This is a genomic window from Weizmannia sp. CD-2023 (genome assembly GCF_036225245.1).
In the GTDB taxonomy this organism is placed as follows: domain Bacteria; phylum Bacillota; class Bacilli; order Bacillales; family Bacillaceae_C; genus Weizmannia; species Weizmannia faecalis.
In genome coordinates this window covers 1-23,059 of the sequence record NZ_JARTJQ010000062.1, presented here as the reverse complement: position 1 = coordinate 23,059, position 23,059 = coordinate 1, and the positions used below count along the sequence as shown (strand labels likewise).

At 46.1% G+C, this 23,059-nt stretch carries 23 protein-coding genes and 2 pseudogenes; 14 read left to right on the top strand and 11 right to left on the bottom strand.

What is annotated here, in order from left to right:
• Positions 1-25 precede the first annotated feature (25 nt).
• Positions 26-1,192, top strand: a complete 1,167-nt coding sequence (yhbH, locus tag P9687_RS08805) for a sporulation protein YhbH (protein WP_014097433.1) — start codon at positions 26-28, stop codon at positions 1,190-1,192.
• Between the two features lie 100 nt (positions 1,193-1,292).
• Here the strand turns inward: yhbH and P9687_RS08800 are convergent, their stop codons facing one another.
• The 4 genes from P9687_RS08800 to P9687_RS08785 form a co-directional block, all read right to left on the bottom strand.
• Positions 1,293-1,529, bottom strand: coding sequence for a hypothetical protein (locus P9687_RS08800; protein WP_026683964.1), 237 nt, complete (start codon positions 1,527-1,529; stop codon positions 1,293-1,295).
• 32 nt (positions 1,530-1,561) lie between these two features.
• Positions 1,562-2,122 carry a GNAT family N-acetyltransferase gene (locus P9687_RS08795; RefSeq protein WP_014097435.1) on the bottom strand — a complete coding sequence of 187 codons (561 nt, stop codon included), beginning with the start codon at positions 2,120-2,122 and terminating at the stop codon, positions 1,562-1,564.
• Positions 2,123-2,251: 129 nt separating this feature from the next.
• Positions 2,252-3,250 carry an inorganic phosphate transporter gene (locus P9687_RS08790; protein ID WP_014097436.1) on the bottom strand — a complete coding sequence of 333 codons (999 nt, stop codon included), beginning with the start codon at positions 3,248-3,250 and terminating at the stop codon, positions 2,252-2,254.
• 12 nt (positions 3,251-3,262) lie between these two features.
• Positions 3,263-3,883: a DUF47 domain-containing protein gene (locus P9687_RS08785; RefSeq protein ID WP_014097437.1), complete on the bottom strand. Its 621-nt coding sequence runs from the start codon at positions 3,881-3,883 to the stop codon at positions 3,263-3,265.
• A gap of 337 nt (positions 3,884-4,220) precedes the next feature.
• Here P9687_RS08785 and P9687_RS08780 point away from each other — a divergent pair, with 337 nt between their 5' ends.
• Positions 4,221-4,616 (top strand): YhcU family protein, encoded by a 396-nt coding sequence (locus P9687_RS08780; protein WP_026104608.1) that lies wholly within the window; start codon positions 4,221-4,223, stop codon positions 4,614-4,616.
• A gap of 61 nt (positions 4,617-4,677) precedes the next feature.
• On the opposite strand, the gene P9687_RS08775 is transcribed toward P9687_RS08780, so the two are convergent.
• Positions 4,678-5,160, bottom strand: coding sequence for a thioredoxin family protein (locus P9687_RS08775; RefSeq protein WP_014097439.1), 483 nt, complete (start codon positions 5,158-5,160; stop codon positions 4,678-4,680).
• A gap of 19 nt (positions 5,161-5,179) precedes the next feature.
• Positions 5,180-5,608, bottom strand: coding sequence for a disulfide oxidoreductase (locus tag P9687_RS08770; protein ID WP_014097440.1), 429 nt, complete (start codon positions 5,606-5,608; stop codon positions 5,180-5,182).
• A 437-nt stretch (positions 5,609-6,045) separates the two neighbouring features.
• Here P9687_RS08770 and P9687_RS08765 point away from each other — a divergent pair, with 437 nt between their 5' ends.
• The gene (locus P9687_RS08765; protein WP_014097441.1) at positions 6,046-6,747 is read left to right on the top strand and encodes an SGNH/GDSL hydrolase family protein; all 702 of its coding nucleotides are present in this window, start codon (positions 6,046-6,048) and stop codon (positions 6,745-6,747) included.
• Positions 6,748-7,054: 307 nt separating this feature from the next.
• On the top strand, positions 7,055-8,038 hold the full coding sequence (locus P9687_RS08760) for an acyltransferase family protein (RefSeq protein ID WP_017551337.1): 984 nt from the start codon (positions 7,055-7,057) through the stop codon (positions 8,036-8,038).
• A 115-nt stretch (positions 8,039-8,153) separates the two neighbouring features.
• On the opposite strand, the gene P9687_RS08755 is transcribed toward P9687_RS08760, so the two are convergent.
• On the bottom strand, positions 8,154-9,563 hold the full coding sequence (locus P9687_RS08755) for a SpoVR family protein (RefSeq protein ID WP_017551336.1): 1,410 nt from the start codon (positions 9,561-9,563) through the stop codon (positions 8,154-8,156).
• Positions 9,564-9,935: 372 nt separating this feature from the next.
• On the opposite strand from P9687_RS08755, the gene P9687_RS08750 reads away from it, so the two are divergent.
• Positions 9,936-10,202 carry a YhdB family protein gene (locus P9687_RS08750; protein ID WP_017551334.1) on the top strand — a complete coding sequence of 89 codons (267 nt, stop codon included), beginning with the start codon at positions 9,936-9,938 and terminating at the stop codon, positions 10,200-10,202.
• 79 nt (positions 10,203-10,281) lie between these two features.
• Here the strand turns inward: P9687_RS08750 and corA are convergent, their stop codons facing one another.
• The gene (gene corA / locus P9687_RS08745) at positions 10,282-11,232 is read right to left on the bottom strand and encodes a magnesium/cobalt transporter CorA (protein ID WP_168985501.1); all 951 of its coding nucleotides are present in this window, start codon (positions 11,230-11,232) and stop codon (positions 10,282-10,284) included.
• A gap of 17 nt (positions 11,233-11,249) precedes the next feature.
• Positions 11,250-11,540 carry a hypothetical protein gene (locus tag P9687_RS08740; RefSeq protein WP_155759649.1) on the bottom strand — a complete coding sequence of 97 codons (291 nt, stop codon included), beginning with the start codon at positions 11,538-11,540 and terminating at the stop codon, positions 11,250-11,252.
• Between P9687_RS08740 and P9687_RS08735 the strand changes: the two genes are divergently transcribed.
• The 7 genes from P9687_RS08735 (at position 11,506) to P9687_RS08705 (ending at position 19,432) form a co-directional block, all read left to right on the top strand.
• Positions 11,506-12,210, top strand: coding sequence for a gamma-glutamyl-gamma-aminobutyrate hydrolase family protein (locus tag P9687_RS08735; protein ID WP_014097447.1), 705 nt, complete (start codon positions 11,506-11,508; stop codon positions 12,208-12,210). The two genes, P9687_RS08740 and P9687_RS08735, sit on opposite strands and share 35 nt — an antisense overlap.
• 250 nt (positions 12,211-12,460) lie before the next feature.
• Complete coding sequence (locus tag P9687_RS08730; RefSeq protein WP_014097448.1) at positions 12,461-13,390, top strand: ABC transporter permease; 930 nt, start codon at positions 12,461-12,463, stop codon at positions 13,388-13,390.
• Positions 13,391-13,536: 146 nt separating this feature from the next.
• Positions 13,537-14,490 (top strand): ABC transporter permease, encoded by a 954-nt coding sequence (locus P9687_RS08725; RefSeq protein WP_014097449.1) that lies wholly within the window; start codon positions 13,537-13,539, stop codon positions 14,488-14,490.
• Between the two features lie 5 nt (positions 14,491-14,495).
• Positions 14,496-15,503, top strand: a complete 1,008-nt coding sequence (locus P9687_RS08720; protein WP_014097450.1) for an ABC transporter ATP-binding protein — start codon at positions 14,496-14,498, stop codon at positions 15,501-15,503.
• Positions 15,504-15,600: 97 nt separating this feature from the next.
• On the top strand, positions 15,601-17,211 hold the full coding sequence (locus P9687_RS08715; RefSeq protein ID WP_014097451.1) for a peptide ABC transporter substrate-binding protein: 1,611 nt from the start codon (positions 15,601-15,603) through the stop codon (positions 17,209-17,211).
• Positions 17,212-17,374: 163 nt separating this feature from the next.
• Positions 17,375-18,283, top strand: coding sequence for a C40 family peptidase (locus P9687_RS08710; protein ID WP_014097452.1), 909 nt, complete (start codon positions 17,375-17,377; stop codon positions 18,281-18,283).
• Between the two features lie 132 nt (positions 18,284-18,415).
• Positions 18,416-19,432 (top strand): ABC transporter ATP-binding protein, encoded by a 1,017-nt coding sequence (locus P9687_RS08705; protein WP_035189515.1) that lies wholly within the window; start codon positions 18,416-18,418, stop codon positions 19,430-19,432.
• 139 nt (positions 19,433-19,571) lie between these two features.
• Here P9687_RS08705 and P9687_RS08700 read toward each other — a convergent pair.
• Both P9687_RS08700 and P9687_RS08695 read right to left on the bottom strand, forming a co-directional pair.
• Positions 19,572-19,652: pseudogene (locus P9687_RS08700) on the bottom strand (YjcZ family sporulation protein); the annotation flags it as partial.
• Between the two features lie 298 nt (positions 19,653-19,950).
• A complete protein-coding gene (locus tag P9687_RS08695; RefSeq protein WP_014097455.1) occupies positions 19,951-20,454 on the bottom strand; it encodes a universal stress protein in 504 nt (167 codons plus the stop codon).
• Between the two features lie 228 nt (positions 20,455-20,682).
• Between P9687_RS08695 and P9687_RS08690 the strand changes: the two genes are divergently transcribed.
• Both P9687_RS08690 and P9687_RS17325 read left to right on the top strand, forming a co-directional pair.
• Positions 20,683-22,779, top strand: coding sequence for a transglycosylase domain-containing protein (locus tag P9687_RS08690; RefSeq protein ID WP_071452025.1), 2,097 nt, complete (start codon positions 20,683-20,685; stop codon positions 22,777-22,779).
• 210 nt (positions 22,780-22,989) lie between these two features.
• Positions 22,990-23,059: pseudogene (locus tag P9687_RS17325) on the top strand (Rpn family recombination-promoting nuclease/putative transposase); the annotation flags it as partial.

Sequence of the window (23,059 nt, the reverse complement as noted above, 5' to 3'; positions counted from 1 at the left end):
ACTTATTATACGAGGGAGGATGAGCATGGATAAACAGGATCAGAAGCATTTTGTTCTTTCACAGGAAGACTGGTCGCTCCACCGCAAAGGGCATGATGACCAGGTCCGCCATCAGGAAAAGGTCCAGGAAGCCATCCGCAACAATCTGCCCGACTTAATTACGGAAGAAAGCATCATTATGTCAGACGGCCGGGATGTTGTCAAAATACCGATCCGGTCATTGGACGAATATAAAATTCGCTATAATTATGATAAAAATAAACATGTCGGCCAGGGCCAGGGCGATTCCAAAGTCGGTGATATCATTGCACGCGACGGTTCCCCCGAGCAGGGACCGGGCAAAGGCCAGGGAGCAGGCGACCAGCCGGGAGAAGACTATTATGAAGCGGAAGTATCTCTGATGGAAATCGAGGAAGCATTGTTCAGCCAATTGGAACTGCCAAATCTTCAAAGGAAAGAGCGAGATGAGAACACGGTAGAGGCGATTGAGTTTAACGATATCCGGAAAACGGGGCTAATGGGCAATATTGATAAAAAACGGACGATGATGTCGGCGTTTAAAAGGAATGCGATGAATGGCAAACCGGCCTTTCACCCGATCGTGCCGGAAGATCTCAAATTCCGCACATGGAATGAAGTGGAAAAACCGGAATCAAAAGCGGTTGTCCTTGCGATGATGGATACAAGTGGAAGTATGGGGATATGGGAAAAGTATATGGCGCGCAGCTTTTTCTTCTGGATGACGCGTTTTTTGCGGACGAAATACGAGACCGTGGAAATTGAATTTATCGCCCACCATACAGAGGCAAAAGTCGTATCAGAGGAAGATTTCTTTTCAAAAGGGGAGTCCGGCGGCACGATCTGTTCATCGGCTTACCGGAAAGCGCTCAGCCTGATCAATGAAAAATATGACCCGTACCGCTTTAATATTTATCCTTTCCATTTTTCGGACGGCGACAACCTGACATCAGACAATGCGCGCTGCGTGAAACTTGTCCAGGAAATTATGAAAGTCTCGAATATGTTCTACTACGGGGAAGTGAACCAGTACAACCGCCATAGCACCCTCATGTCGGCCTATAAAAATATTAAAGATGAGAAATTTAAATATTACGTGCTGAAACAAAAAGCAGATGTTTTCCATGCGATGAAAAGTTTCTTTTCAAAGGAAGCAGACAAAGCTTTGGCATAAGAAGAAAGGGGCTGCACAACGGCTGATGCGGGCCCCTTATTTTTGCGGGTGCCGATAACGGGTGATTCACCTGATTCTGTGTGTGCCGCGTGCTGTGATCTCATAAGTTTTCTACCCATATCTTATATTTAAGAATGCCATCTTCCAAAAATTCTTCTGTATGAACAAGGTATGTTACATCCGGTAATCCACATAAAGCGTAGGAAAGGACACTTGCAACTTTCAAATCAGGCGTAATGAATCCTCTTCCTTCCCCCATATCACTAACACTGGAGAATCCTACTTCCTCAGCTTCCCAAAATGTATCATAAATTCTGTCGTCTATTGTCCATTCCATAGGGATATCTCCTTTCCTTCATGCTATGGCCGTTAAAAATGCTCTTCTCTTAAAATGGAATAGATTTTGAGATCCCAATGTTTTCCTTTTCTATAAACGGCTTTGCGCAAAGTGCCTTCATAGGTCATGCCGGCTTTTTCCATGACGCGGGCCGACGCGATATTTTCTGCAAAACAGCGGGCCTGGATGCGGATCAAATACATGTGTTCAAACCCGAAAGCAATCAGCTTTTTAGCGGCTTCTGTCATGATGCCTTTTCCCCAGTGCTCAGGAGAAAGGGCATAGCCAATCTCGGCCGTCCTTTCTTCCGGCTTCCACCATACAAAATCGACCGTCCCGATCAGCTTTCGTGTCTCTTTGTCTTCAATTCCCCAGGGGGCAATCTTGTGTTCGCGGTACTGGCTGAGCACAAAATTTATAAAATTTTTCGAATCGCGGACAGACCGGTGTGCATCCCACGTCACGTATTTTGCTACTTCACTTCTTGACGCATAGGAAAATAAATCGAGCACGTCATCCCGCTTGAGCTTTCTTAAAACAAGCCGGTCCGTTTCAAGCAGTGGCAAGTTCCGGTATATGTCTTCGATTCTCACATCTATCCCCCGCAGTTCTGAATGGTTTATTAAAAATGTATCATAAAATGGAAATTTTTCAATTGTCTATGTAAATTTCTTTTGCATATAAAAAGAGCATGCTTAACGCTGCTCTTTTTTCAGCCCGTTTTACCAAAAAAGGTTTACAATATGATAAATCGCACCGGATAAAACGGCTGAAATCGGAAGGGTAATGACCCAAGTGATCACCATTCTTTTTGCAGTATCCCATTTGACCCCTTTAATTCGGTGGGCCGAACCAACCCCGAGAATGGAAGAAGAAATGACATGGGTGGTGCTGACCGGCAAGTGGATAAATGTTGCACCAAAAATAATGAAAGCTGAACTCAAGTCGGCTGCAACCCCGTTAATCGGCCGGATCTTCATAATATTGACGCCGACCGTTTTAATAATCCGCCAGCCGCCGATCGATGTCCCAAGCCCCATTGCCGCCGCACAACCGACCTGGACCCAGAATGGAATATGGTTCTCGGCAATATAATGGTTGGCAATCAAAGCCATTGTGATAATCCCCATCGATTTCTGGGCATCATTTGTCCCATGGGAGTAAGACTGGAGAGCGGCGGTGAAAATTTGGATCAGCCGGAAGTGTCGGTTCGTTTTCGCAAGCTTAAAATTCTGAAATGCAACTTTAAAAATGCTGTAAACCGTAAAACCGACCGTAAAAGCGAGGATCGGGGATAAAATTAAGGCTTCAATAATGCTGATAAAACCACGATATTCGATTACATGAAAACCTGACGAGGCAATCGCCGCGCCGGCAATGGATCCGATGATGGCATGGGAAGAACTGCTCGGAATGCCGAAATACCATGTAATCAAATTCCAAATAATCGCTGACATCAGTGAGGACAAAATGACCACCTGTCCGTTTGCAAGGGTGAACGGGTTTACAATACTTTCCGTAATGGTCTCGGCAACACCTGTAAAAGAAATGGCGCCGAGAAAATTCATAAGCGCGGCCATTACGATCGCATGCCGGGGTTTTAATGCTTTTGTCGAAACGGCCGTTGCAATCGCGTTAGCCGTGTCATGGAATCCATTGATGAAGTCGAATCCAAATCCAAAAATTACTATTAAGACAGTTAATACTAAAATGCTATCCATTCAGCAGACTCCTCACGCATTTTTCATGATAATCGTCTCTAAAATGTTGGCCACCGTCTGGCAGTAGTCGGCCACATCTTCCATCTTTTCATACAAATCCTTATATTTGATCAGGCGAATCGGGTCTTTTTCGTTTTGAAAGAGGTGAATTAATGATTTTCTTAAAATTTCGTCACAATGGAATTCAAATTCTTTAATTTTAATGGCATGCGGGCGGATCTTGTCGAGTTTTTTCGAAAAAAGGATGTCAATTGCTTTTTCAATTTCGTCGGTACAGCGGCGGATCATTTCAACAAATTCGACCATAAAATCGTCCGCCTGGTAAATATTGTACAGTTCAAATAATCCGGAAACTTCTTCAATGCCGTCCAGCACGTCATCGAGGCTGTTCGTTAGTGACAAAAGGTCTTCCCGTTCAATCGGGGTGATAAAGGCATCGTTCAGTTCCAGAATCATGTCATGGACGTAAGTATCCCCGGTCGTTTCGTATTCTTTCATTTTTTCAGTAAAAATTTTTAAATCGTCTTTATTATGGATTTTATAGTCGGCAAAGTAATTGGTGGCTTCCCGGAGGTTGGTCGAAATATGGCCAAACAGCACTGTAAACTTGTCTTTCTTGTTTTTAAATACCATGTAAGATCCTCCTCATATCCTTTTCATTATCAAACGTCTTTATTTTATCTGATTTCCTGCGAAGATAAAAGAAGAATGTCGAAAATAAAATTTTGTATACGGTTCCAATTTTCGACTTTCGTCAAAAAGCTAAAAACAGGTTGCTTTGTTGGAAGAAAGTCCGGCTATGAGGCTTGGGCTTTTGTCCCGCTTTTTCAGAAAAAATCCAATCTTTTTAGGGGGCAGGGCCATGGTCACATTTACCATACTTTTTTCCCGTTTTCCTATGCTATGCTGTACTTATATTGCGCCTATGATTTGGCTTACATATGGATTTTTCAAAAAGGGTGGGACTGCTGTGAAGATCGTTTATGCTGCTACGGAAGAACAGATGGATAAGATCGCGGAATTGGTCCGCCATATGTTTACAGAAGTATTTCCTGATTACTTTACGGATGAGGAGATCACCGCATTCCAGCGCGACAGGGTGCTTGCCCTGCCGGATGACCCAACAGAACAAATCGGCACTTTAAAAGCAGGGTATCAGATGATTGCCAGTCTGCAGACCATCATTTCCATTTTGGAAACGGAAGAGAATAAGCGGGACGAGCATTACGCCGGCCTGTTTGAATTTAATAAATTTACGCTTGAACAGTTTGGTTTGCATTTTCCTTTTTCGTTTTCCCATTTTCAGAAGAAGCATACGGATACGTTCAGTATGTTTAAAAAAGCAGCCAATCGCCTGCTTGTGTAAAAAATAATGCCCGGAAAAACCGGGCATTATTTTTTTGAGGGTTCCTTGCAAGCACGCAGCCTTATTTTTTTACATGTGCTTTAAACCATTGGCGGAACTCCTGTTTTGTATGCTCTCCGACAAGGCGTGCGGCTTCTTTGCCGTTTTTGTAATGGACGATCGTCGGTGTCGCTTTGATTTTGTAGTCATCCCAGCCGCTTTCGAATTCAGTCAGGTTAAATTCCTTCAAATCGATGCCCATATCTTTCGCGAGCGGTGATACAACAGGCGTCGTCCGTTTGCAATGCGGGCAGGTCGGCATGAAATAATAAACGGTGACATCTTTGCCGGATTTTAAATCACGGTTCAGTTCTTTTGGCAAAATAATATTCTGGTAAAGAGGGTCATCCAGCTGGTCACGCGTTTCCGCCGATAATTTGCTTACACTTTTTGCGGGTGCATACGGATTGTTTTTCGCCTGCTGGGATTGCTTATACTTTGTGATTCCGGCAATCCCGCCAAAAACAATGAGAACAATGGCCAAAAAAAGGATAATTTTTTTCATGATAATCCTCCAGTTGTGTTTACTTGGAAGTGCCAGCCTGCTTCCAAACGATGAGACTTGAAATAAAAATCAGGACAAATGCTGTGAGAGCCAAAAAGGGGATGGTGATAAAGCCGAACCAGTTGATGTATTCCGCCGTACAGGGGATGCGGCCGCATGCAGGAAGCCTGTCCGAAAAAAAAGCAAGTTTTTGCAGACAGTAATGGTAAAGTGACACACACATGCCGATTCCGGACAAAACAGCGGTATAAAGCGACATGCGGGTATCTTTCCTGGCAACGGCCATCCCGATCAGGACCGTCATTGGATACATGAGAATGCGCTGGTACCAGCACAGTTCGCACGGTTCATACCCCTTAATTTCCGAAAAATAAAGACTGCCGAGCGTAGCAACGACCGAAACCGCCCAGGCAAAAAACCAAATCTCTTCCCTCCGTCCTCTACTCAATCCCTTACCTCCTTCATCAATCCCTTCCTTGTAAATTATAGTATCCATCCCAAAAAATGAAAAGCGGAGGCGACTGTTCAGCCTGGCGACTGTTCCGGCCGGAATAGACATGCGCTTCATGATGGACGGGTTATTCCACTCGATGGGCTAGGAGCAACAGCCGGACAAAGAAAGGCGGAGGCGACTGTACAGCGGCGTACGGATTTTATCGTCTTCGGCCGAGCGAAAGGAAACACGATGAATCGTCGCCCGCCTATCGTAGGAGAGGGGACTGGAAATTCACAAGCCGACAGCCCCCGCACCTGGACAATGAGAAGCGGAGAGCGTTCGCCCGCGGGCAGTACAATCACTTGTCGAATAAGCCCGGCAAGTTTACAATAAAATATGTCTATCATTCTGACTTTTTGCATGATTATGCATTCAAGGGAGGGCCTCAAATGAAAATTGTTTGTTTCGGGGATAGTATTACAAGAGGTGTCACTTGTATAAAAGGAAGGCTCCGGATTTTAAAAGACAATTATCCCACAGTACTTCAGCAGTATTTTGGTGACAGCAGCACAGAGATTGTTAATAAAGGCGTGTTCAATGATAATTCCGACCTGCTTGTTCGGCGTCTCGACAAGGATGTGATCGGCGAGCATCCCCATGCCGTGCTGATCTGTATTGGCGGTAATGACTGCAATTTCAAATGGAACGAAGTAGCAGAGAAACCGGATGATACGCATGTCCCGGTTGTACCCCTTGAGCGATATGCGAACAATATCAGGCATCTAGTCAAAACCGTAAAAGAACAGGGCATTACGCCCATTTTGCTGACGCTCCCGCCGCTTGACCCGAAACGCTACTACCAGTCCATCAGTGCACGCTTTGGGAAAAGCATCGGCCACTGGATCGGATTGTCGGGCGGTATTGAACACTGGCACGGCCAATATAACAGGTGCCTGAAAAAACTCATCAACCAGTTGAACGTCCCGGCCATTGATGTCCGGACAGCGATCAAAAAAGCCGGTGACCTGAAGGACTTGATCAGTGATGATGGCATCCATTTAACAGCAGAAGGTTATAAAGTAATGGCGAAAACAATTTACACGGATTTAACTGCGCAATTTGCCGGGCAAAAAGCCGGGAGCGGAATTTAAGCAATACAAGCAGGCAAGAGGGGTTTCCGGCGGTTTGACCGAACGTCACAGATGCTGCCCGCCCCTTGCACAAAACAAACCAACCATATTTGTGATCAAAAAGGCCGGTGACCGGCCTTTTTGCAATGCTGTTAAAAATCTTCATGGTTTAAATAAATTTTTACCGTTTTGTAATATAAAGTTTGTATAATAGGAACCGCAGGGTTTCCTGCATGAATATTGATTCATTTTCCCGTACAGGGGGTATAGAAAACGGAAGACGTCGACATCGCAATACTTGCTGTACAACAGGAACGGGGGATGGCAGATGTCAGCAGGAAAAAGAAATTCGTATTTTGACAATGCAAAATTTATTCTGATTTATCTTGTCGTTCTCGGGCATCTGATCAGCCCGTTTAAAACCGAAGACAATTTCCTCTTTACGCTGTATACCGTCATTTTCCTGTTTCATATGCCAGCATTTATTCTTATTTCAGGCTATTTTTCAAAAGGATACCGAAAAAAAGGCCATATTTCAAAATCCTTTAAAAAGATTTTGGTCCCGTATTTCATTTTTCAATGTATTTATTCCGTTTATTATTACTATACAGGCGAAGAATCGCACCTGACAGTAAATTTTCTGAAACCGCACTGGACATTATGGTTTTTGCTGAGCTTGTTTTTTTGGAACCTTTTGCTCCATCTGTTTGCCCGCTTCCACTTTTTCGGTCTCGCGGCTGCGGCGGCGCTCGGCATAGGGATTGGCTACTGGGATGAGGCCGGAAGTTTTCTGAGCCTCTCCCGCACGTTCGTATTTTTTCCGTATTTTCTGCTCGGATTTTTGCTGGAAGGGAAGCATTTGCAAAAAATCCGCAATATACCTTACGCGCCGGCAGCCGGCATTTTGATTTTGTGTGCCGTCACGCTTGCAACCGGCCAGTTTTTCCCGAAAGATGCTGTGCCGTGGCTCCTTGGCGATACCTCTTACGCCGGCATGGGGATGGAATATTGGTTTAGCGGGCTAATCCGCCTGGCCCAATATGCTGTCACGCTGCTTGTCATTCTCGGGTTCTTCCTGTTAATCCCGAGCAAAGGGTACAAGTGGACAAAAATTGGCGAGCGTACGCTCTATGTGTATTTGCTGCACGGTTTTATCATTAAGACAATAGAAGCAGCCGCTTCCCCCAATGTGCTTGACTGGCTGGCGGGCAATTACCTGTTGCTGATTGTTTTTTCACTTGGCATCTGTTTATTTCTCGGCAGTTACTATATCCGGAAATTTACAAGGCCGATTATTGAATTCCGGTTGTAGAAAAAATAAAATAGCTAAAAAGCGGCGGAAAATCAAATGGTTTTTCGCCGCTTTTTGGTATGCTGCGTCCCAATCATGAAAGCTGTTTTTTTATTGAGCGGAGGGCTCGTGTTTTTTACATGTATTTCCGTTGCACGCTTCTTCCGTCATAAGAGAAGACAATCGGCTTTTCTTCCACAACCGTTTCGAGGTGGACATTTCTGCCCCATAACTGGTAAAGGTAGGGCAGCACTTTTTCCAGGTATTTTAAATCAAGTTCAATATCTTCATACCAGTGTTTAATATACAATTCCCCGTTTTTCCGGTAGTCTCCGTCCGTAACGGTCAAATATGGGAAACCGCCGTTTACCCGCATGCTGACAAGCTGGTCGCGTACATGTTCCCACTCTTTGTCCACCACTTTATAGTCCCGCCCCTGTTTTTGGAACAAATACATATCTTCCCTTGTGGCCAATTCTTTTGTCAAGTAATTGCGCAGAAATGAAATATCGCTTTCAATTTCGCGCACTTCGAATATTTTTTCACGCCCGGTCCCAGGCCGTATGCCCCGTTTTTTCATTTCTTCCGTCGGGTTGTTCCAGCGTTCTTCAATATCTTCAAAAATTTTGATTCCCAAATAATACGGATTGATGCTGGTTTTGGACGGCTGGACAACGCCCGCATTCAGTTTCGCATATTCAATTGCTTCATCTGTTGTCAAATCAAGTTCGCGCATGATCCGCTGATGCCAGAAAGAGGCCCACCCTTCATTCATGATTTTTGTCTCGAGCTGCGGCCAGAAATAGAGCATTTCTTCGCGGATCATGGTCATAATGTCACGCTGCCATTCCGTCAATTCCCGGCTGTATTGTTCAATAAAAAGGACAATATCTTTTTCCGGCTGTGGCGGGAAGTTTTTCGTTTTTTTCACTGCTTTTTGTTCCGGCTTTTTCTCATCAAGCGACCATAATTCATCATAAGGTCCCTCTTTGCGTTTCGGTTCCTCATCCCATTCTTCCGCGTCTTCCATGCTCCAGTTCAATTTCGGCCGCATGAGCGACGGGTCGATATGCTCTTCAATTGCCAGCACGGCATCAATAAATTGCTCCACTTCCTTTTTACCGTATTTCAGCTCATATGCCCGGATTCTTTCCGCCGTTGCAGACATGCTCTCCACCATATCACGCTTCGTGTTTTGAAAACGGACATTGTTTTTGAAAAAATCACAATGCGCCAAAACATGCGCCACAATCAGCTTGTTTTGAACAAGCGTGTTGGAATCCAGCAAAAAGGCGTAGCACGGATCGGAATTGATGACAAGCTCATAAATTTTACTCAGCCCGAGATCATACTGTAACTTCATTTTGAAAAACTGCTTACCGAAACTCCAGTGCGAAAACCTGGTCGGCATGCCGTAAGCGCCAAAAGTATAAATAATATCCGCCGGGCAGATTTCGTAGCGCATCGGGTAAAAGTCAAGCCCAAAACCGGACGCGATTTCCGTTATCTCATCAATCGCATATTGCAGGCTTTCATGATCACGCATGAAATGTTCCTCCCTTTAAAAGTCACCCTTTTTTCCAATGTATGAATGAAAGGGAAAAAACATGAGGACACAAAGAAGGATTTTCGCATGATCACGAGAAATGAAACAGCCCGTGCACGAGCAGACGACAAAGCACTGGAAATCACCCGTTATTTCCGGTAAAAAAGATCCGAATGATTCTGACCCGGCTGCATAAAAGCTTGCCACGGGCTGAAAACCAGCAAAATGCATTCCAAATGATAACAGCCTTTTGTTTTCCCTCCAGGCAAGTTTTTCAGCGCGCAAAATCAGGAAAAACACATACAATAATGTTGACTCCTTTTATTAGGATTTGCTTTTTTCAAGCAAATGCACAAGAAAGGGGGAGCCGGGATGAATCCCATTGATTATGACCGCGCTTTATATTACACACACCGCTCGCAATGGGATAATTTGCTGATTTTGATGGTGCGGACGAAAGATGATTTTCTTTCCAAAAAAATTGAGCATGTCTTACATGCTTATCATTTTTCGCATGACTATAACGTAATTGAAAGATGCCTGTTTGCGCTGCACCGCTATATTGACCATGCCAACGAAATGGCGGACCGGAGCGGGGCGGAACCGGGTTTTCTGTACCAAAGCGGAGGCCATGCCTGAAAAAGGCGCCTCCGCTTTTTTGCTTTGCACCTTGTTCCAGTCCTGCTTTATTCTGGGCGGATGCGGGGTGTTTGCAAATTCATTTCAGCCAGCCTTTTTTGAAAAACCAGTAAGTCATGCCGGCGCCGATCAGAAACATGACAATAAGGGTAGCGAAATAACCGTATTTCCATTCCAGTTCGGGCATATATTTGAAATTCATGCCGTACACCCCTGCAATAAAAGTTAAAGGCATAAAAATCGTAGTGAAAATGGTAAGAATCTTCATTACCCGGTTCGTTTGGTGTGAGTTTAAAGACAAATAACTGTCCCGGATATCGGTCGTAAACTCACGATTGGACTCCACCATCCCGGATAGTTTCAGCAAGTGGTCATGGATATCATGAAAATACGCGCGTTTTTCCTGAATGCCTGGAATCGTATGGGAATTCAGCATCCGGTACACAAGATCCGTCATCGGCATAATCGTATTCCTTAACACAAGCAAATCATGCCTCGTTGAATACAGGCTTGTAAGCAGCTCCTCCATCGATTCATTTTTTGAGTTATCTTCAATTTCATTCAGACGGTCTTCAATCTTATACAAATAAGGAAAATATTGATCGACAATCTTGTCCAGTACTTCATAAAGAATAATGGCCGGCCCCCATTTGCCCGGTTTATCCGTTTTTTTCAGCTTATCCCGCACTTCGCTGATTTCTTTTGACGGGAGATGGTGAAAGGTCACGGCAAAATGCTCCCCGAGAAACAGGTTCAATTCTTCTTTCTGCAGCCTGTTGGGATTCAGGCTTTGGAATACAAAAAAGACATGGTCTTCGTAATCATTCAGTTTCGGCCGTTGCAGCTTATGAATACAGTCTTCGATGGCCAGCGGATGGAAACCGAGCGGATGGCGCAGTTTTAATATTTCTTCTTGTGAAGGCTGGTCGAAATCAATCCAATACCATTTCCAGCTGGTCCCTTCCAATTCTTCAATGGAAGCGGGGGCTTTCAGTACATTTTCTTTTGTCATCGCCATAATATGTATCATAAAAAGGCACATCCTTTTCACATGAGGTTTGCCAATCGTCCGTTTAGCATTATTTTACTATGTCGCAGACGGCCTTGCATTAAATCAAAATGAAAGGCGATTCGCTCGTCTTTTTTTCGGGATAACGGGCGCGAAAAAAGAAGGGCATCCGCGATATCGAAAGCAGCAAGAACATAAACGTCACGGCCATTCACGCCGGGCCTGGCAGAAAAACCGGGCGCAAAGACAGGCGCCCGTGCTGTTGATACAAAAAATGCGAAAGGATGATGAAAAATGAAACCGGTGATCGGCATTACATGCAGTGCCAATCAGACTTCCCAGTATTTGGCTGATGACTACATCAAGGCTGTCCGCATGGCGGGCGGCGTCCCGGTATTGCTTCCGGCCGGCGGTGAAGCGGACATCCCTTTATTATTGTCCAAAACGGACGGAATTCTGCTTTCCGGGGGAGGTGATGTAGATCCATCCTGGTTCGGGGAAGAGCCGGTTCCGGGGCTCGGCGAAATTGAGCCCGGCCGCGATGCATTTGAGATTGCGCTATGCCGGTTTGCGATTCAGGCGGATGTGCCGATTCTCGCCATTTGCAGGGGCATCCAGATTCTCGCTGTTGCATCCGGCGGGGATATGTTCCAGGATATTTACAGCCAGGGAAAACCCCCGCTGTTGCAGCACAAACAGCGGGCCGCCCGTTCCCATCTTTCCCACACGGTCCATGTTTTGCCGGGAAGTTTACTGGAAAAATGGGCCGGAAGCGAAACGATGAAAGTAAACTCTTTTCATCACCAGGCAGTCCGGACCGTGAAAGCGCCGCTTATGGTTTCTGCTCGTGCGCCTGATGGAATCATTGAAGCGGTGGAAAATCGCAATGCCCGTTTTATGATTGGCGTTCAGTGGCATCCTGAAGCTTTGGCCGCCATAAAGGATCCTGTTTCCTTGAAAATATTTTCCGCCTTTATCGCTTCCTGTAAAACCGTTTAGTCCGTTTGCTGTTATGAAATGCTTGCCTCCTCGTATTTTTTAAACCGGAAAATTTGCAGGCGCTTGCTTAACTCCTGTCTTCTACCGGTGGAGAACAAGAAAAAATAAAAGCGCTTCCTGTATTCCGAAAATATTGCTATTGTGGAATTAAAATAAATATTGAACGCTATTGAATTTTTCGTCTATTTATTTAATAATAAAAATATACCACAACAGTATGCCCATTTTAAACGTGAGAAGGTGTCTGCGTATGGCAAAGTATGTACTCAAAAGGCTTGCCGCCATGGTTGTCACACTGTGGGTGATCACCACCCTGACTTTTATCATGATGCAGGCCATTCCGGGATCGCCTTTTAACCAAGAACGCAATACATCCGAAGCCGTGCAAAGAAATATGGAGGCGCAGTACCATCTGGATCAGCCGGTTTATATCCAGTATTTGTATTATGTGAAATCCATTCTTTTATTTGATTACGGCCCGTCCATCAAACAGCCGTCCCAGACGGTAAACGACATGCTGGGCAGGGGCTTTCCGGTTTCATTCGAACTTGGTATGACAGCACTTCTGGTTGCAGTTTTATCCGGCATCGTGCTTGGCGTTTTTGCTGCATTAAAACATAACGGCATCATCGACTATCTGGCGATGACCATCGCCGTGCTTGGCATCTCGATTCCGAACTTTATTCTGGCAACGATGTTAATCCAGGAGTTTGCGGTCAATCTGAAAATCCTGCCGGCTGCAACGTGGACATCCCCGGCGCATATGATCCTGCCAACTGCCGCCTTGGCAGTCAGCCCGATGGCCATCATCGCCCGCCTGACAAGGTCAAGCCTATTGGAAGTGCTGACGCAGGATTACATCAAAACCGCCCGTGCAAAAGGTCTTTCTCCTGTTAAAATTATCATCAAACATGCCCTCAGAAATGCGCTGATGCCGGTTATTACCATTTTAGGGACATTGACGGCGAGCATTTTGACGGGAAGCTTTGTCATTGAAAAAATATTCTCCATTCCGGGCATGGGAAAGTATTTTGTCGAAAGCATCAATAATCGGGATTATCCTGTCATCATGGGGACAACCGTATTTTACAGCATTTTTTTGATTATTATGCTGTTTCTCGTGGATATCGCGTACGGCATTCTCGATCCGCGGATCAAATTACATAAAAAAGAACAGTGAGCCCTGGTTTCGAAAAGAAGCAGCCCGGCTTTACATAAGTATCGGGCCTTGGCTTTTCGTAACACAAGGTGCAGGCGAGCAAAAACAACCATCGTCCCGATTCACAAAATCTGGTGCATAAAATAGAGCAATAAGGGGTGGACATCTTGCAAACAGCCAATCAGGATAGAGTGGATACCATTTCAGAGATTCCGGATGAATGGTTTGTCCCGAAAAAGAAAGAAGCCGGAATGCAGGAAGCCGTTGTCAGGCCGGGCATATCATACTGGCATGATGTATGGAACCGGCTTGCCAAAAATAAGCTCGCGATGCTCGGCCTTGTCGTGCTGATTCTTTTGATCATGATGGCCATCATCGGCCCGCTGATTGCACCTGAAAGCGTGACGAAACTGTCACTAACGAACCAGAATTTGCCGCCCTCCAAGGAGCATTGGTTCGGGACCGACCAGCTCGGGCGCGATATGTTTTCAAGAACATGGTATGGCGCGCGTATTTCGCTGTTTGTCGGGTTTATGGCGGCTATCATTGAATTTTTCATTGGGGTGATATACGGCGGTATTGCAGGTTACAAAGGCGGTCGCACCGACCAAGTGATGATGCGGATTATTGAAGTGCTGTACGGCCTTCCTTATTTGCTTGTTGTGATCTTGTTGATGGTTGTGATGGGGCCGGGGCTCGGCACAATTATTGTTGCGCTTACCGTAACAGGATGGGTCGGCATGGCCAGGATTGTCCGCGGCCAGGTATTACAGATAAAAAACTATGAATTTGTAATGGCCTCCAAAACGTTCGGCACCAAAACGTCACGGATCATCCGCAAACACCTGCTCCCCAATACAATGGGCCCAATTATTGTCCAAATGACGCTGACCGTGCCAAGTGCCATTTTCAGTGAAGCATTCCTCAGTTTTTTAGGATTGGGGGTTCAGGCGCCGCATGCGAGCTGGGGCGTGATGGCGGATGACGGGTTGTCGGCGATTTTAACGGGCGAGTGGTGGCGCTTATTTTTCCCGGCATTCTTTATTTCGCTGACGATGTTCGCATTTAATGTGCTTGGCGACGGGCTGCAGGATGCGCTCGATCCGAAGCTGAGGAGGTGACGGAAATGAACAAGATTCTGGAAGTGGAAGACCTGCACGTTTCGTTTTCGACATACGGCGGAACGGTGCAGGCTGTGCGCGGGGTGAACTTTTATTTAAACAAAGGCGAGACGCTTGCCATTGTCGGTGAATCCGGATGCGGCAAAAGCGTGACATCGCAAGCGATCCTCAAGCTTCTTCCCAATAATAATGTGAAACAATTAAGCGGCTCGATCCACTTTAAAGGAACGGATATTTTAAAATACAGCGAAAAGCAAATGCGGAAAATCCGTGGGGCGGAAATCTCCATGATCTTCCAGGATCCGATGACAGGTCTGAACCCAACTTTATCCATCGGGAACCAGTTGCTTGAAGCGGTTCAGGAGCATCAAAATCTATCCCGCGAGGCAGCGAAAAAAACGGTCATTGACATGTTGCACATGGTCGGCATTCCGAGCCCGCATGAACGGTTAAAACAATACCCGCACCAGTTCAGCGGCGGCATGCGCCAACGGATCATGATTGCGATGGCTTTGATTTGCAATCCGGAGATCATTATCGCGGACGAACCGACTACTGCTTTGGATGTCACCATTCAAGCGCAGATTTTTGAACTGTTTAAGAAAATCCAGCGGGAGACGGGCGTATCCATTATTTTGATCACGCACGACCTCGGTGTTGTGGCCCAGGTTGCCGACCGGATAGCGGTGATGTATGCCGGTAAGATTGTCGAAACCGGCACAAGAGAAGAAATCTTTTATCATCCGGAACACCCTTATACAAAAGGATTGCTAAACTCGGTCCCAAGGCTTGATATGGAAGAGGAAGAACTGATTCCGATTCCCGGTACGCCGCCGGATTTATTTGCGCCGCCTCCCGGTTGCCCGTTTACGGCGAGATGCCCAATGGCAATGGAAGTATGCAGCCGTGTGGAACCTTTTCGCACGAAAAAATCAGCTTCCCATCAGGTTTATTGTTGGCTGCAGGACGAACGGGCAAAATTTGCGTTTTCAACTACGGGTGTACGCCTGTAGATGAAATAGAAAACAGGCATTTACGGCGCCCGGATACTGCAAGGGGGACAAACGGGTCAGGGCTGCCCGCAATGCGGAAAAGAAAAGGGGGAAATGTATGAAGAAATTTTGGAGTATGATTGTCAGTTTGGCGCTTATTGCTTCGCTTGCTGCCTGTACGAGCCAGTCAAGCTCAAAAAACAGTCCGGGTGGAAGCAGCAAAGAAAAGGTATTAAATTTAAACAATGGGTCTGAGCCCACCTCATTTGACCCGCCAATCGGGTTCGATTCCGTTTCATGGAATGCACTGAACAATTTAATGGAAGGGCTTGTCCGCCTCGGCAAAGACAATAAGCCGCACCCTGCGATTGCAAAAAGCTGGGATGTCACAAATGGAGGCAAGACGTATACGTTCCACCTCCGGGACAATGCAAAATGGTCAAATGGGGATCCGGTGACAGCGGGTGATTTTGAATATGCGTGGAAAAGAATGCTCGACCCGAAAACTGCTTCGCCTGCCGCATTTTTAGGATACTTTATTGAAGGCGGGGAGGCGTATAACACCGGAAAAGGATCAAAAGACGGCGTCAAAGTGAAAGCGGCCGATGACAAAACACTGGAAGTCACGTTAACCGGGCCGCAATCTTATTTTCTGAACGTCATCGCAAACCCTGCTTTCTTCCCGATCAACGAGAAAGTGGCAGAAAAAAATCCGAAATGGTTTGCAGAAGCGAAAACGTATGTTTCGAACGGGCCGTTTAAGCTCACAGAATGGAAACACGATGATCATTTCATCATGGAAAAAAATGAAAACTATTGGGATGCCAAAAATGTAAAACTTGATAAAGTGAAATGGGCGGAGGTTGACGATCCGAACACTGAATACCAAATGTACCAAAACGGGGAACTGGATGTTTCAGATGTTCCAGCAGATATGGCAGCCCGGCTGTTTAAGGAAGGAAAAGTGAAAGTAGAGGACCAGGCCGGCACTTATTTTTACCGGTTTAATGTCAATAAAGAACCGTTCCAGAATAAAAATATCCGGAAAGCATTCGCGATGGCCATTGACCAGAAACAAATTGTCAAATATGTCACAAAAAATGATGAAAAGCCGGCTTACGGTTTTGTTTCTTACGGGTTTACCGAACCTGACGGCAACGACTTCCGGAAAAAAGGCGGCAATTTGTATACTTCAAATGCAAAAGAAGCGAAAACCCTCCTGAAAAAGGGAATGCAAGAAGAGGGGTATACGAAACTGCCTGAGGTCACCCTCACTTACAGCACGGACCCGGTTCATAAAAAAATTGCTGAAACAATCCAACAGATGCTAAAAGAAAATCTCGGCATCCAGGTAAAACTTGCCAATATGGAATGGAATGTCTTCCAGGCTGAGCAGAAAAAATTGAAATTCCAATTGTCCCGCAGTTCATTCCTTGCTGATTACGGGGATCCGATTAACTTCCTCGAAAGCTTCACAACCGGGCAAGCGATGAACAGGACTGGATGGGGCAATAAGAAATATGACCAGTTGATCCAGCAGGCAAAAAATGAAACCAATGAAACGAAACGTTACGAGCTGATGCACGAAGCGGAAAAAATTCTGTTTGACGACATGCCGATCTTCCCGCTCTATTTTTACAACCAGGTATTTTTGCAAAAAGATCATGTAACAGGCATTGTCCGCCACCCTGTCGGCTATCTTGAACTGAAATGGGCCAATGTAAAATAATGTTCTGTTTTTGGCAGGGGACGGTTTGCCCATGAGAGCCATATGGCAGGCATTATCCGCAGCCCGGCTGTCTGGACGAATGGAAAAGAATGGGCAGTATCAAGCGGGGGAGTTCCCGCTTGATACTGCCCAACATGGAAATCTGAGGGAAAGGGGGTTGAACATGGGAAAGCAAGTTTATTTGGTAGATACCCCTGTCGCCACCGTTTGGACTTCCGCACAATCACCGGGTGCCGGAGACGAAGAAGCCCTCCGGAACCCGGCGAATATGAAGCAGTGGCTCACCGGCCTCTCATTGGAACAGCGGCACGAACTTTGGCGGAAAAATAAAATCCAGACACAGGTGCTCTACGGCCGGAAAGTCATTGTCCACAAAACAGAGGGGAAGTGGGCGTATATTTCTGTTCCGGAACAGCGTTCCAGCAAACATCCGGACGGCTATCCCGGCTGGGTTCCCCGCTGCCAGCTGAAGCAGGGAGAAGGATGGCCGCAAGATGCTGCTGTTTGTGCCGTCAAAAAACCATTTGCAATGCTCTATGATGAAAATCAACTCCCTTTATTTGAAGTGAGCTTTCAAACACGTTTTTTTGTAGTGGATGAAACAAAGGACCAGTTCGTTGTAAAAACGGTGCACGGGAAACCGGCATCGCTCAAAAAACAAGATGTGCAGTTGAAAGGGAGCAGTCCCGGCAGCCAGAACAGGTATATGCTTGACGCCGGAAAAATGTTTCTCGGCCTGCCGTATTTATGGGGCGGCATGAGCGGATATGGCTATGACTGCTCAGGATTTTCCTATACGATGGTGCTTGCTGCGACAGGCAGGACCATTGCCCGTGACGCTCATGAACAGGCAAAAGGAGGAGCAGCCGTCCCGCTTGGAAGCATCGCACCCGGCGATCTTTTATTTTTTGCCCATGAGGAAGGAAGAGGCGCCATCCACCATGTCGGGATTTATGCGGGGGAGGGGAAGCTACTCCACTCGCCGAAAACAGGCCGGCCTGTTGAACTGCTGGATATGGAAGGAACGATTTACGAAAAAGAACTATGCTGTGCGCGGCGTTACTGGATGTAAAGCCGCGCAATGGGAAACCGCAACGCAACTGGTTGCGAATGAAGTGCAGCGCGGCGTTGGTGGCCGGAAGAATGCGGCAAACCTGCCGCAAAAGCAATACGGGTTACAGCAGCCGGGTGAAGGGAGTGCACCATGATGGAAAAACTGTTGGAAGTCAAGCATGTCAAAAAATATTTTGAGATTGGGAAGAAACAATTTTTAAAAGCGGTGGACGATCTTTCTTTTGATATTTATAAAGGGGAAACGTTCGGGCTTGTCGGGGAATCGGGATGCGGAAAATCGACGGCAGGGCGGCTGATGATGGGGATTTACACCCCAACTGAAGGGCAAATCCTTTACGGCGGCAAAGATATCCACGCACTGGATGAGCGGGAGCGTTTTCTGATGAAAAGAAATGTCCAAATGATTTTTCAGGATCCGTATGCTTCTCTGAATCCCCGTTCCACTGTCCGCGAGATCCTTGCTGAACCGCTTGAAGTCCATGGCATTTATAAAAGCAAACGTGAAGAGCTTGAAAGAATATATGAATTGCTCGAAGAAGTCGGGCTAAACAGAGAGCATGCAGGCCGGTACCCGCATGAATTCAGCGGGGGGCAGCGGCAGCGGATCGGGATTGCAAGGGCGCTCGCGCTTGACCCGGAGTTTGTGATTTGCGATGAGCCGATTTCCGCACTGGATGTTTCTGTCCAGGCCCAGGTTGTCAATGTATTGAAAAAACTGCAAAGGGAAAAAAACCTCACCTACTTGTTTATTGCCCATGATTTATCGATGGTAAAGCATATCAGCAACCGGATCGGCGTCATGTATCTCGGCCATCTAGTCGAATTGACGGAGAGCAAGAGCCTGTACCGCAAACCGCTGCATCCTTACACGGAAGCGTTGCTGTCGGCCATTCCGATTCCGGATCCGAAAATTGAAGATAAAAGGGAAAGAATTATTTTAAAAGGGGAAATCCCGAGCTCGGTTACGCCGCCGAGCGGGTGTGTATTCCGGACAAGATGCCCGAAAGCAATGGATATATGTGCAAGTGTAAAACCGGAATGGCTGGAGATTGAAGACCACCATTATGTCGCATGTCATCTTTACGATGGAAAGGGCAGTCCGGCAGCAACCGTTTCTTCCAGTGCAAATCAGGTAGGAAAAGTTTGATTGTTTGAAAAGACATGCAGCTGCGGCAAGCCGGTGGAACAGTGCGGGAGTGGTATGTAGAAACCGTACGAATGGTTTTCTTATAAGCGTTTGGGAAAAAGAAGCCGGGCCCAAGCCCAATAAGGCCGGGCCTCGGTTCTTAGAACAGGTATGCGGCACCTACAATAATCAGCAGAATAAACAGTACAACAATCAGCGCAAAGCTGTTGCCGTATCCGCCGCCATAGCCACCGCCATAGCCGCCGTATCCGCAGCCCCAAAAGCCCATATTTTTCACCTCCATCTTTCCGTCATGCAATGTTAATGTATGCAAGACGGAAGACAGAAGTTTGGACGTTTATCAAAGAATACAAAAAAGCATTCTGGAATTGCGACTTTCCTGTACGTCCGCCACGGTTTTCCACCAGAATGCGATCATGTTTGCCAATCTGTTATCGTTTATAGGGATACAATTTTTTGTCTATTGTCAAAATAGTTGTTTCCCTTCCATTTTTGCCATTAGCGGTGCCGATGGTTGGTTATTTCACGACAAGCACATCCACCTCCGCATTTTTTACAAGGCTTTTGCTCACACTTCCAATGAATAGACTTTTCACAGCATTTTTTCCGCTGCTTCCAGTAATGATGCAGTCTACATTCTCGTTGCGGGCGAAATCAATGATGCTGTCGGCCACCTTGCCTTCTAAAATATGGGTATCGGCTTTGACCCCTTTTGCATCTAATAATTCGCGGGCATGATTCATGACTTCCTCCGCATCGTTTAAGATGAATTGCTGTGTGGAAGGTTCATCAACCGGCGGTGGGTCAACCGGGTAAACCCGACCGTCCAGCCCCGGCACGGAAATGGTTGGCGGCACGCCGATGTTTTCATCCGGTACCGGTGCTGCCACTTCACTTTCCTGGTTCACGTGGACAACGGATAATTTTATATCTCTTAAGGCAAGGGCCAATGAACAGGCTCTGTCCAGCGCTTTCCGGCTCCCCTCTGAGTCATCGTATGCAATGGCAATATGCTTGTACATGTACCATCATCCTTTCATGTATGGCTTGAAACACCCTCTTTTCTTTACCCGGAACCAGAAGGAAAAAAACGGTTTCAGTGCATTTTTACGGTTTTAAAGCACTGTATTTTCTATAGTTGTCATTGATTTTTCCGGCCATTCATAATATCCTTTTGCTAAAGGGCAAATCAGCATGGTGTTTGAGATAGAAGGTTCACAGATTGGGGAAAGATGAGGACATCAACAGATATGAACAAATTCAAACCTTATATAGATAAAATCAAACCTTATTTCCGGGTGTTTTGGGACGGGTTCAAAAAAATTTGGAAAAGAGCCCATATGACTCAAATCATCATTCTGGCAGCTTCTCTTTCATTGCTTGGCTTTTTAGCTTTTTTTGCTTATTATGCAAAAAGCGCGAATGTCGGGCAGTTAAAAAAAGGGCTGGAACAGACGACCGTTATTTATGACAAAGACGGGGACACAGCAAGCAGAATTTCGGCAAACCGCTCGGAAGGCGTATCGATTAAAAAAATGCCGGGAGACCTGCAAAATGCGGTGGTAGCCATCGAAGACCACCGTTTCTACAAACACCATGGGTTTGATATCATCGGTACCTTGAGCGCGCTTTTAAAAGATATCCGGATCGGAGGGGCGGCTGCCGGGGGAAGCACCATTACCCAGCAGTTAACGAAAAATGCGCTGCTTTCCCCGGAACGGACATTAAAAAGGAAAATTCAGGAGCTTTTTTTGGCGATTGAAATTGAGAAGCATTACACAAAAAAAGAAATTTTGGAGATGTATTTAAACCAGGTCTATTTCGGGGAAGGCGCCTGGGGTGTTGAAAAAGCGGCCAATAAATATTTTGGAAAAGACGTGGAAGATCTGGACTTATCCGAATCGGCAACTTTGGCGGGCCTTGTTAATTCACCGAATGCACTCGACCCGTACCGTCATTATAAACGCGCCATTCACCGCCGTAATGTCGTGCTTTTCGCCATGAAAGAGTACGGGATGATCACGCAATCCGAGTATAAACAGGCAAAAAGCGAAAAGCTTGTGCTAAAAGATAAAAAAACAGATGCACTGACAGGCAAATACCCGTATTACGTCGATGCGGTGCTGGACGAGGCAATCGATCAGTATGGACTGACACAGGAAGAGATCTTAACAAGAGGGTATAAAATTTATACCGCCATGGATCAAAATATTCAAAAAGCATTGGAAAATGTTTACCAGAAATCATCACTCTTTCCTTCCGGCACATCCGGTCAGATCATCCAAAGCGGCGCAATACTTGTAGATCCGTCAACCGGCGGCGTCCGCGGGCTTGTCGGAGGAAGGGGAGAAAAAGTATTCCGCGGCTTCAACAGGGCAACGCAGCTGAAACGGCAACCCGGATCGATCATGAAGCCGATTACCGTTTATACGCCGGCGCTTGAAGAAGGGTACAGCCCCGACTCGATGCTAGAAGATAAAGAAATGACGTTTAAAGACGGTTATGCGCCGAAAAACTATAACAACCAATATCTCGGTAAAGTGCCGATGTACATGGCGGTCGAAAAATCGCTTAATCTTCCTGCTGTCTGGCTGTTGAATAAAATCGGGGTGGAAAAAGGGTACGAGTCGGCGAAAAAATTCGGCATCCCGGTCACAAAGAAGGATAAGCAGCTCGGCATTGCGCTCGGGAATATTCAAAACGGCGTTTCCCCCGAAGACATTGCAGAGGCCTACACCACGTTTCCAAACAACGGAAAACGTTCCGAAGCGCACATCATTACAAAAATCGTGAGCCCGACCGGAAAAGTTTTGGCAGAGCATAAAGACAAGCAGGAAAGGGTCATATCGAAAAAAGTTTCCCAGGAAATGACATCTATGCTGCTGAACGTTGTGGAATCCGGAACCGGCAAAGGGGTAGCGGTCCCCGGCTATAAAATTGCCGGAAAAACAGGCTCCACCCAATTGCCGTTCAGCGGGGTCGACGGTACAATGGATCAATGGTTTGCGGGCTATACGCCAAATCTTGTCGGGGTGGTCTGGATGGGATATGACCAGACAGACCGGAACCATTATTTATACGGTCTGAGTGAACAGGGCATTGTGCCGGTTTTCAATGGTGTGATGAATGCCACACTGAAATATACAAAACCGGGTGACTTCGGGGTGGAATCCATCAATGACCAGAAGGAAAACGGTAACCCGTTAAAAGAAAAACTGCAAAACATCGATGAAGCGATAAAAGAACAAGCCGATAAATTGCAGAAAAAAATTGAGGATAACCAAGGATTTTGGAAAGGTGCGACAGATAAGATTAAAAAGCAGCTGAAAGGGATTCTTGGTCAATAAACAGTACACACTTATAAAGCTGAAATGTCTTCCATCAAGGTGAGACATTTCGGCTTTAATGATTGATTGCTTTTAAAAAGGATTGCGGGGACTGCATGTTTTTCCCCTGTTTGCCGTTAAACTCGGCAGCTTGCGAGAGTGAAAAGTACTTGAAAAACGGACTTTTGTCCTATAAAATAAAACTGAAAAATAAGAAAAGGAGTGCTGCCATTGGAATTGGTAATGGAAAAACATGCCGGTTATCACGTGCATGATCGTTTGTTTAAGGAGCTGATCCAAA

Coding starts and splice junctions, on each gene's coding strand:
- P9687_RS08690 (WP_071452025.1), top strand. CDS start 20,683: ATGAACAAATTCAAACCTTATATAGATAAAATCAAACCTTATTTCCGG.
- P9687_RS08735 (WP_014097447.1), top strand. CDS start 11,506: ATGAAACCGGTGATCGGCATTACATGCAGTGCCAATCAGACTTCCCAG.
- P9687_RS08695 (WP_014097455.1), bottom strand. CDS start 20,454: ATGTACAAGCATATTGCCATTGCATACGATGACTCAGAGGGGAGCCGG.
- P9687_RS08760 (WP_017551337.1), top strand. CDS start 7,055: ATGTCAGCAGGAAAAAGAAATTCGTATTTTGACAATGCAAAATTTATT.
- P9687_RS08750 (WP_017551334.1), top strand. CDS start 9,936: ATGAATCCCATTGATTATGACCGCGCTTTATATTACACACACCGCTCG.
- P9687_RS08790 (WP_014097436.1), bottom strand. CDS start 3,250: ATGGATAGCATTTTAGTATTAACTGTCTTAATAGTAATTTTTGGATTT.
- P9687_RS08755 (WP_017551336.1), bottom strand. CDS start 9,563: ATGCGTGATCATGAAAGCCTGCAATATGCGATTGATGAGATAACGGAA.
- P9687_RS08710 (WP_014097452.1), top strand. CDS start 17,375: ATGGGAAAGCAAGTTTATTTGGTAGATACCCCTGTCGCCACCGTTTGG.
- P9687_RS08800 (WP_026683964.1), bottom strand. CDS start 1,529: ATGGAATGGACAATAGACGACAGAATTTATGATACATTTTGGGAAGCT.
- P9687_RS08730 (WP_014097448.1), top strand. CDS start 12,461: ATGGCAAAGTATGTACTCAAAAGGCTTGCCGCCATGGTTGTCACACTG.
- P9687_RS08775 (WP_014097439.1), bottom strand. CDS start 5,160: ATGAAAAAAATTATCCTTTTTTTGGCCATTGTTCTCATTGTTTTTGGC.
- P9687_RS08705 (WP_035189515.1), top strand. CDS start 18,416: ATGATGGAAAAACTGTTGGAAGTCAAGCATGTCAAAAAATATTTTGAG.
- corA (WP_168985501.1), bottom strand. CDS start 11,232: ATGATACATATTATGGCGATGACAAAAGAAAATGTACTGAAAGCCCCC.
- yhbH (WP_014097433.1), top strand. CDS start 26: ATGGATAAACAGGATCAGAAGCATTTTGTTCTTTCACAGGAAGACTGG.
- P9687_RS08785 (WP_014097437.1), bottom strand. CDS start 3,883: ATGGTATTTAAAAACAAGAAAGACAAGTTTACAGTGCTGTTTGGCCAT.
- P9687_RS08720 (WP_014097450.1), top strand. CDS start 14,496: ATGAACAAGATTCTGGAAGTGGAAGACCTGCACGTTTCGTTTTCGACA.
- P9687_RS08765 (WP_014097441.1), top strand. CDS start 6,046: ATGAAAATTGTTTGTTTCGGGGATAGTATTACAAGAGGTGTCACTTGT.
- P9687_RS08715 (WP_014097451.1), top strand. CDS start 15,601: ATGAAGAAATTTTGGAGTATGATTGTCAGTTTGGCGCTTATTGCTTCG.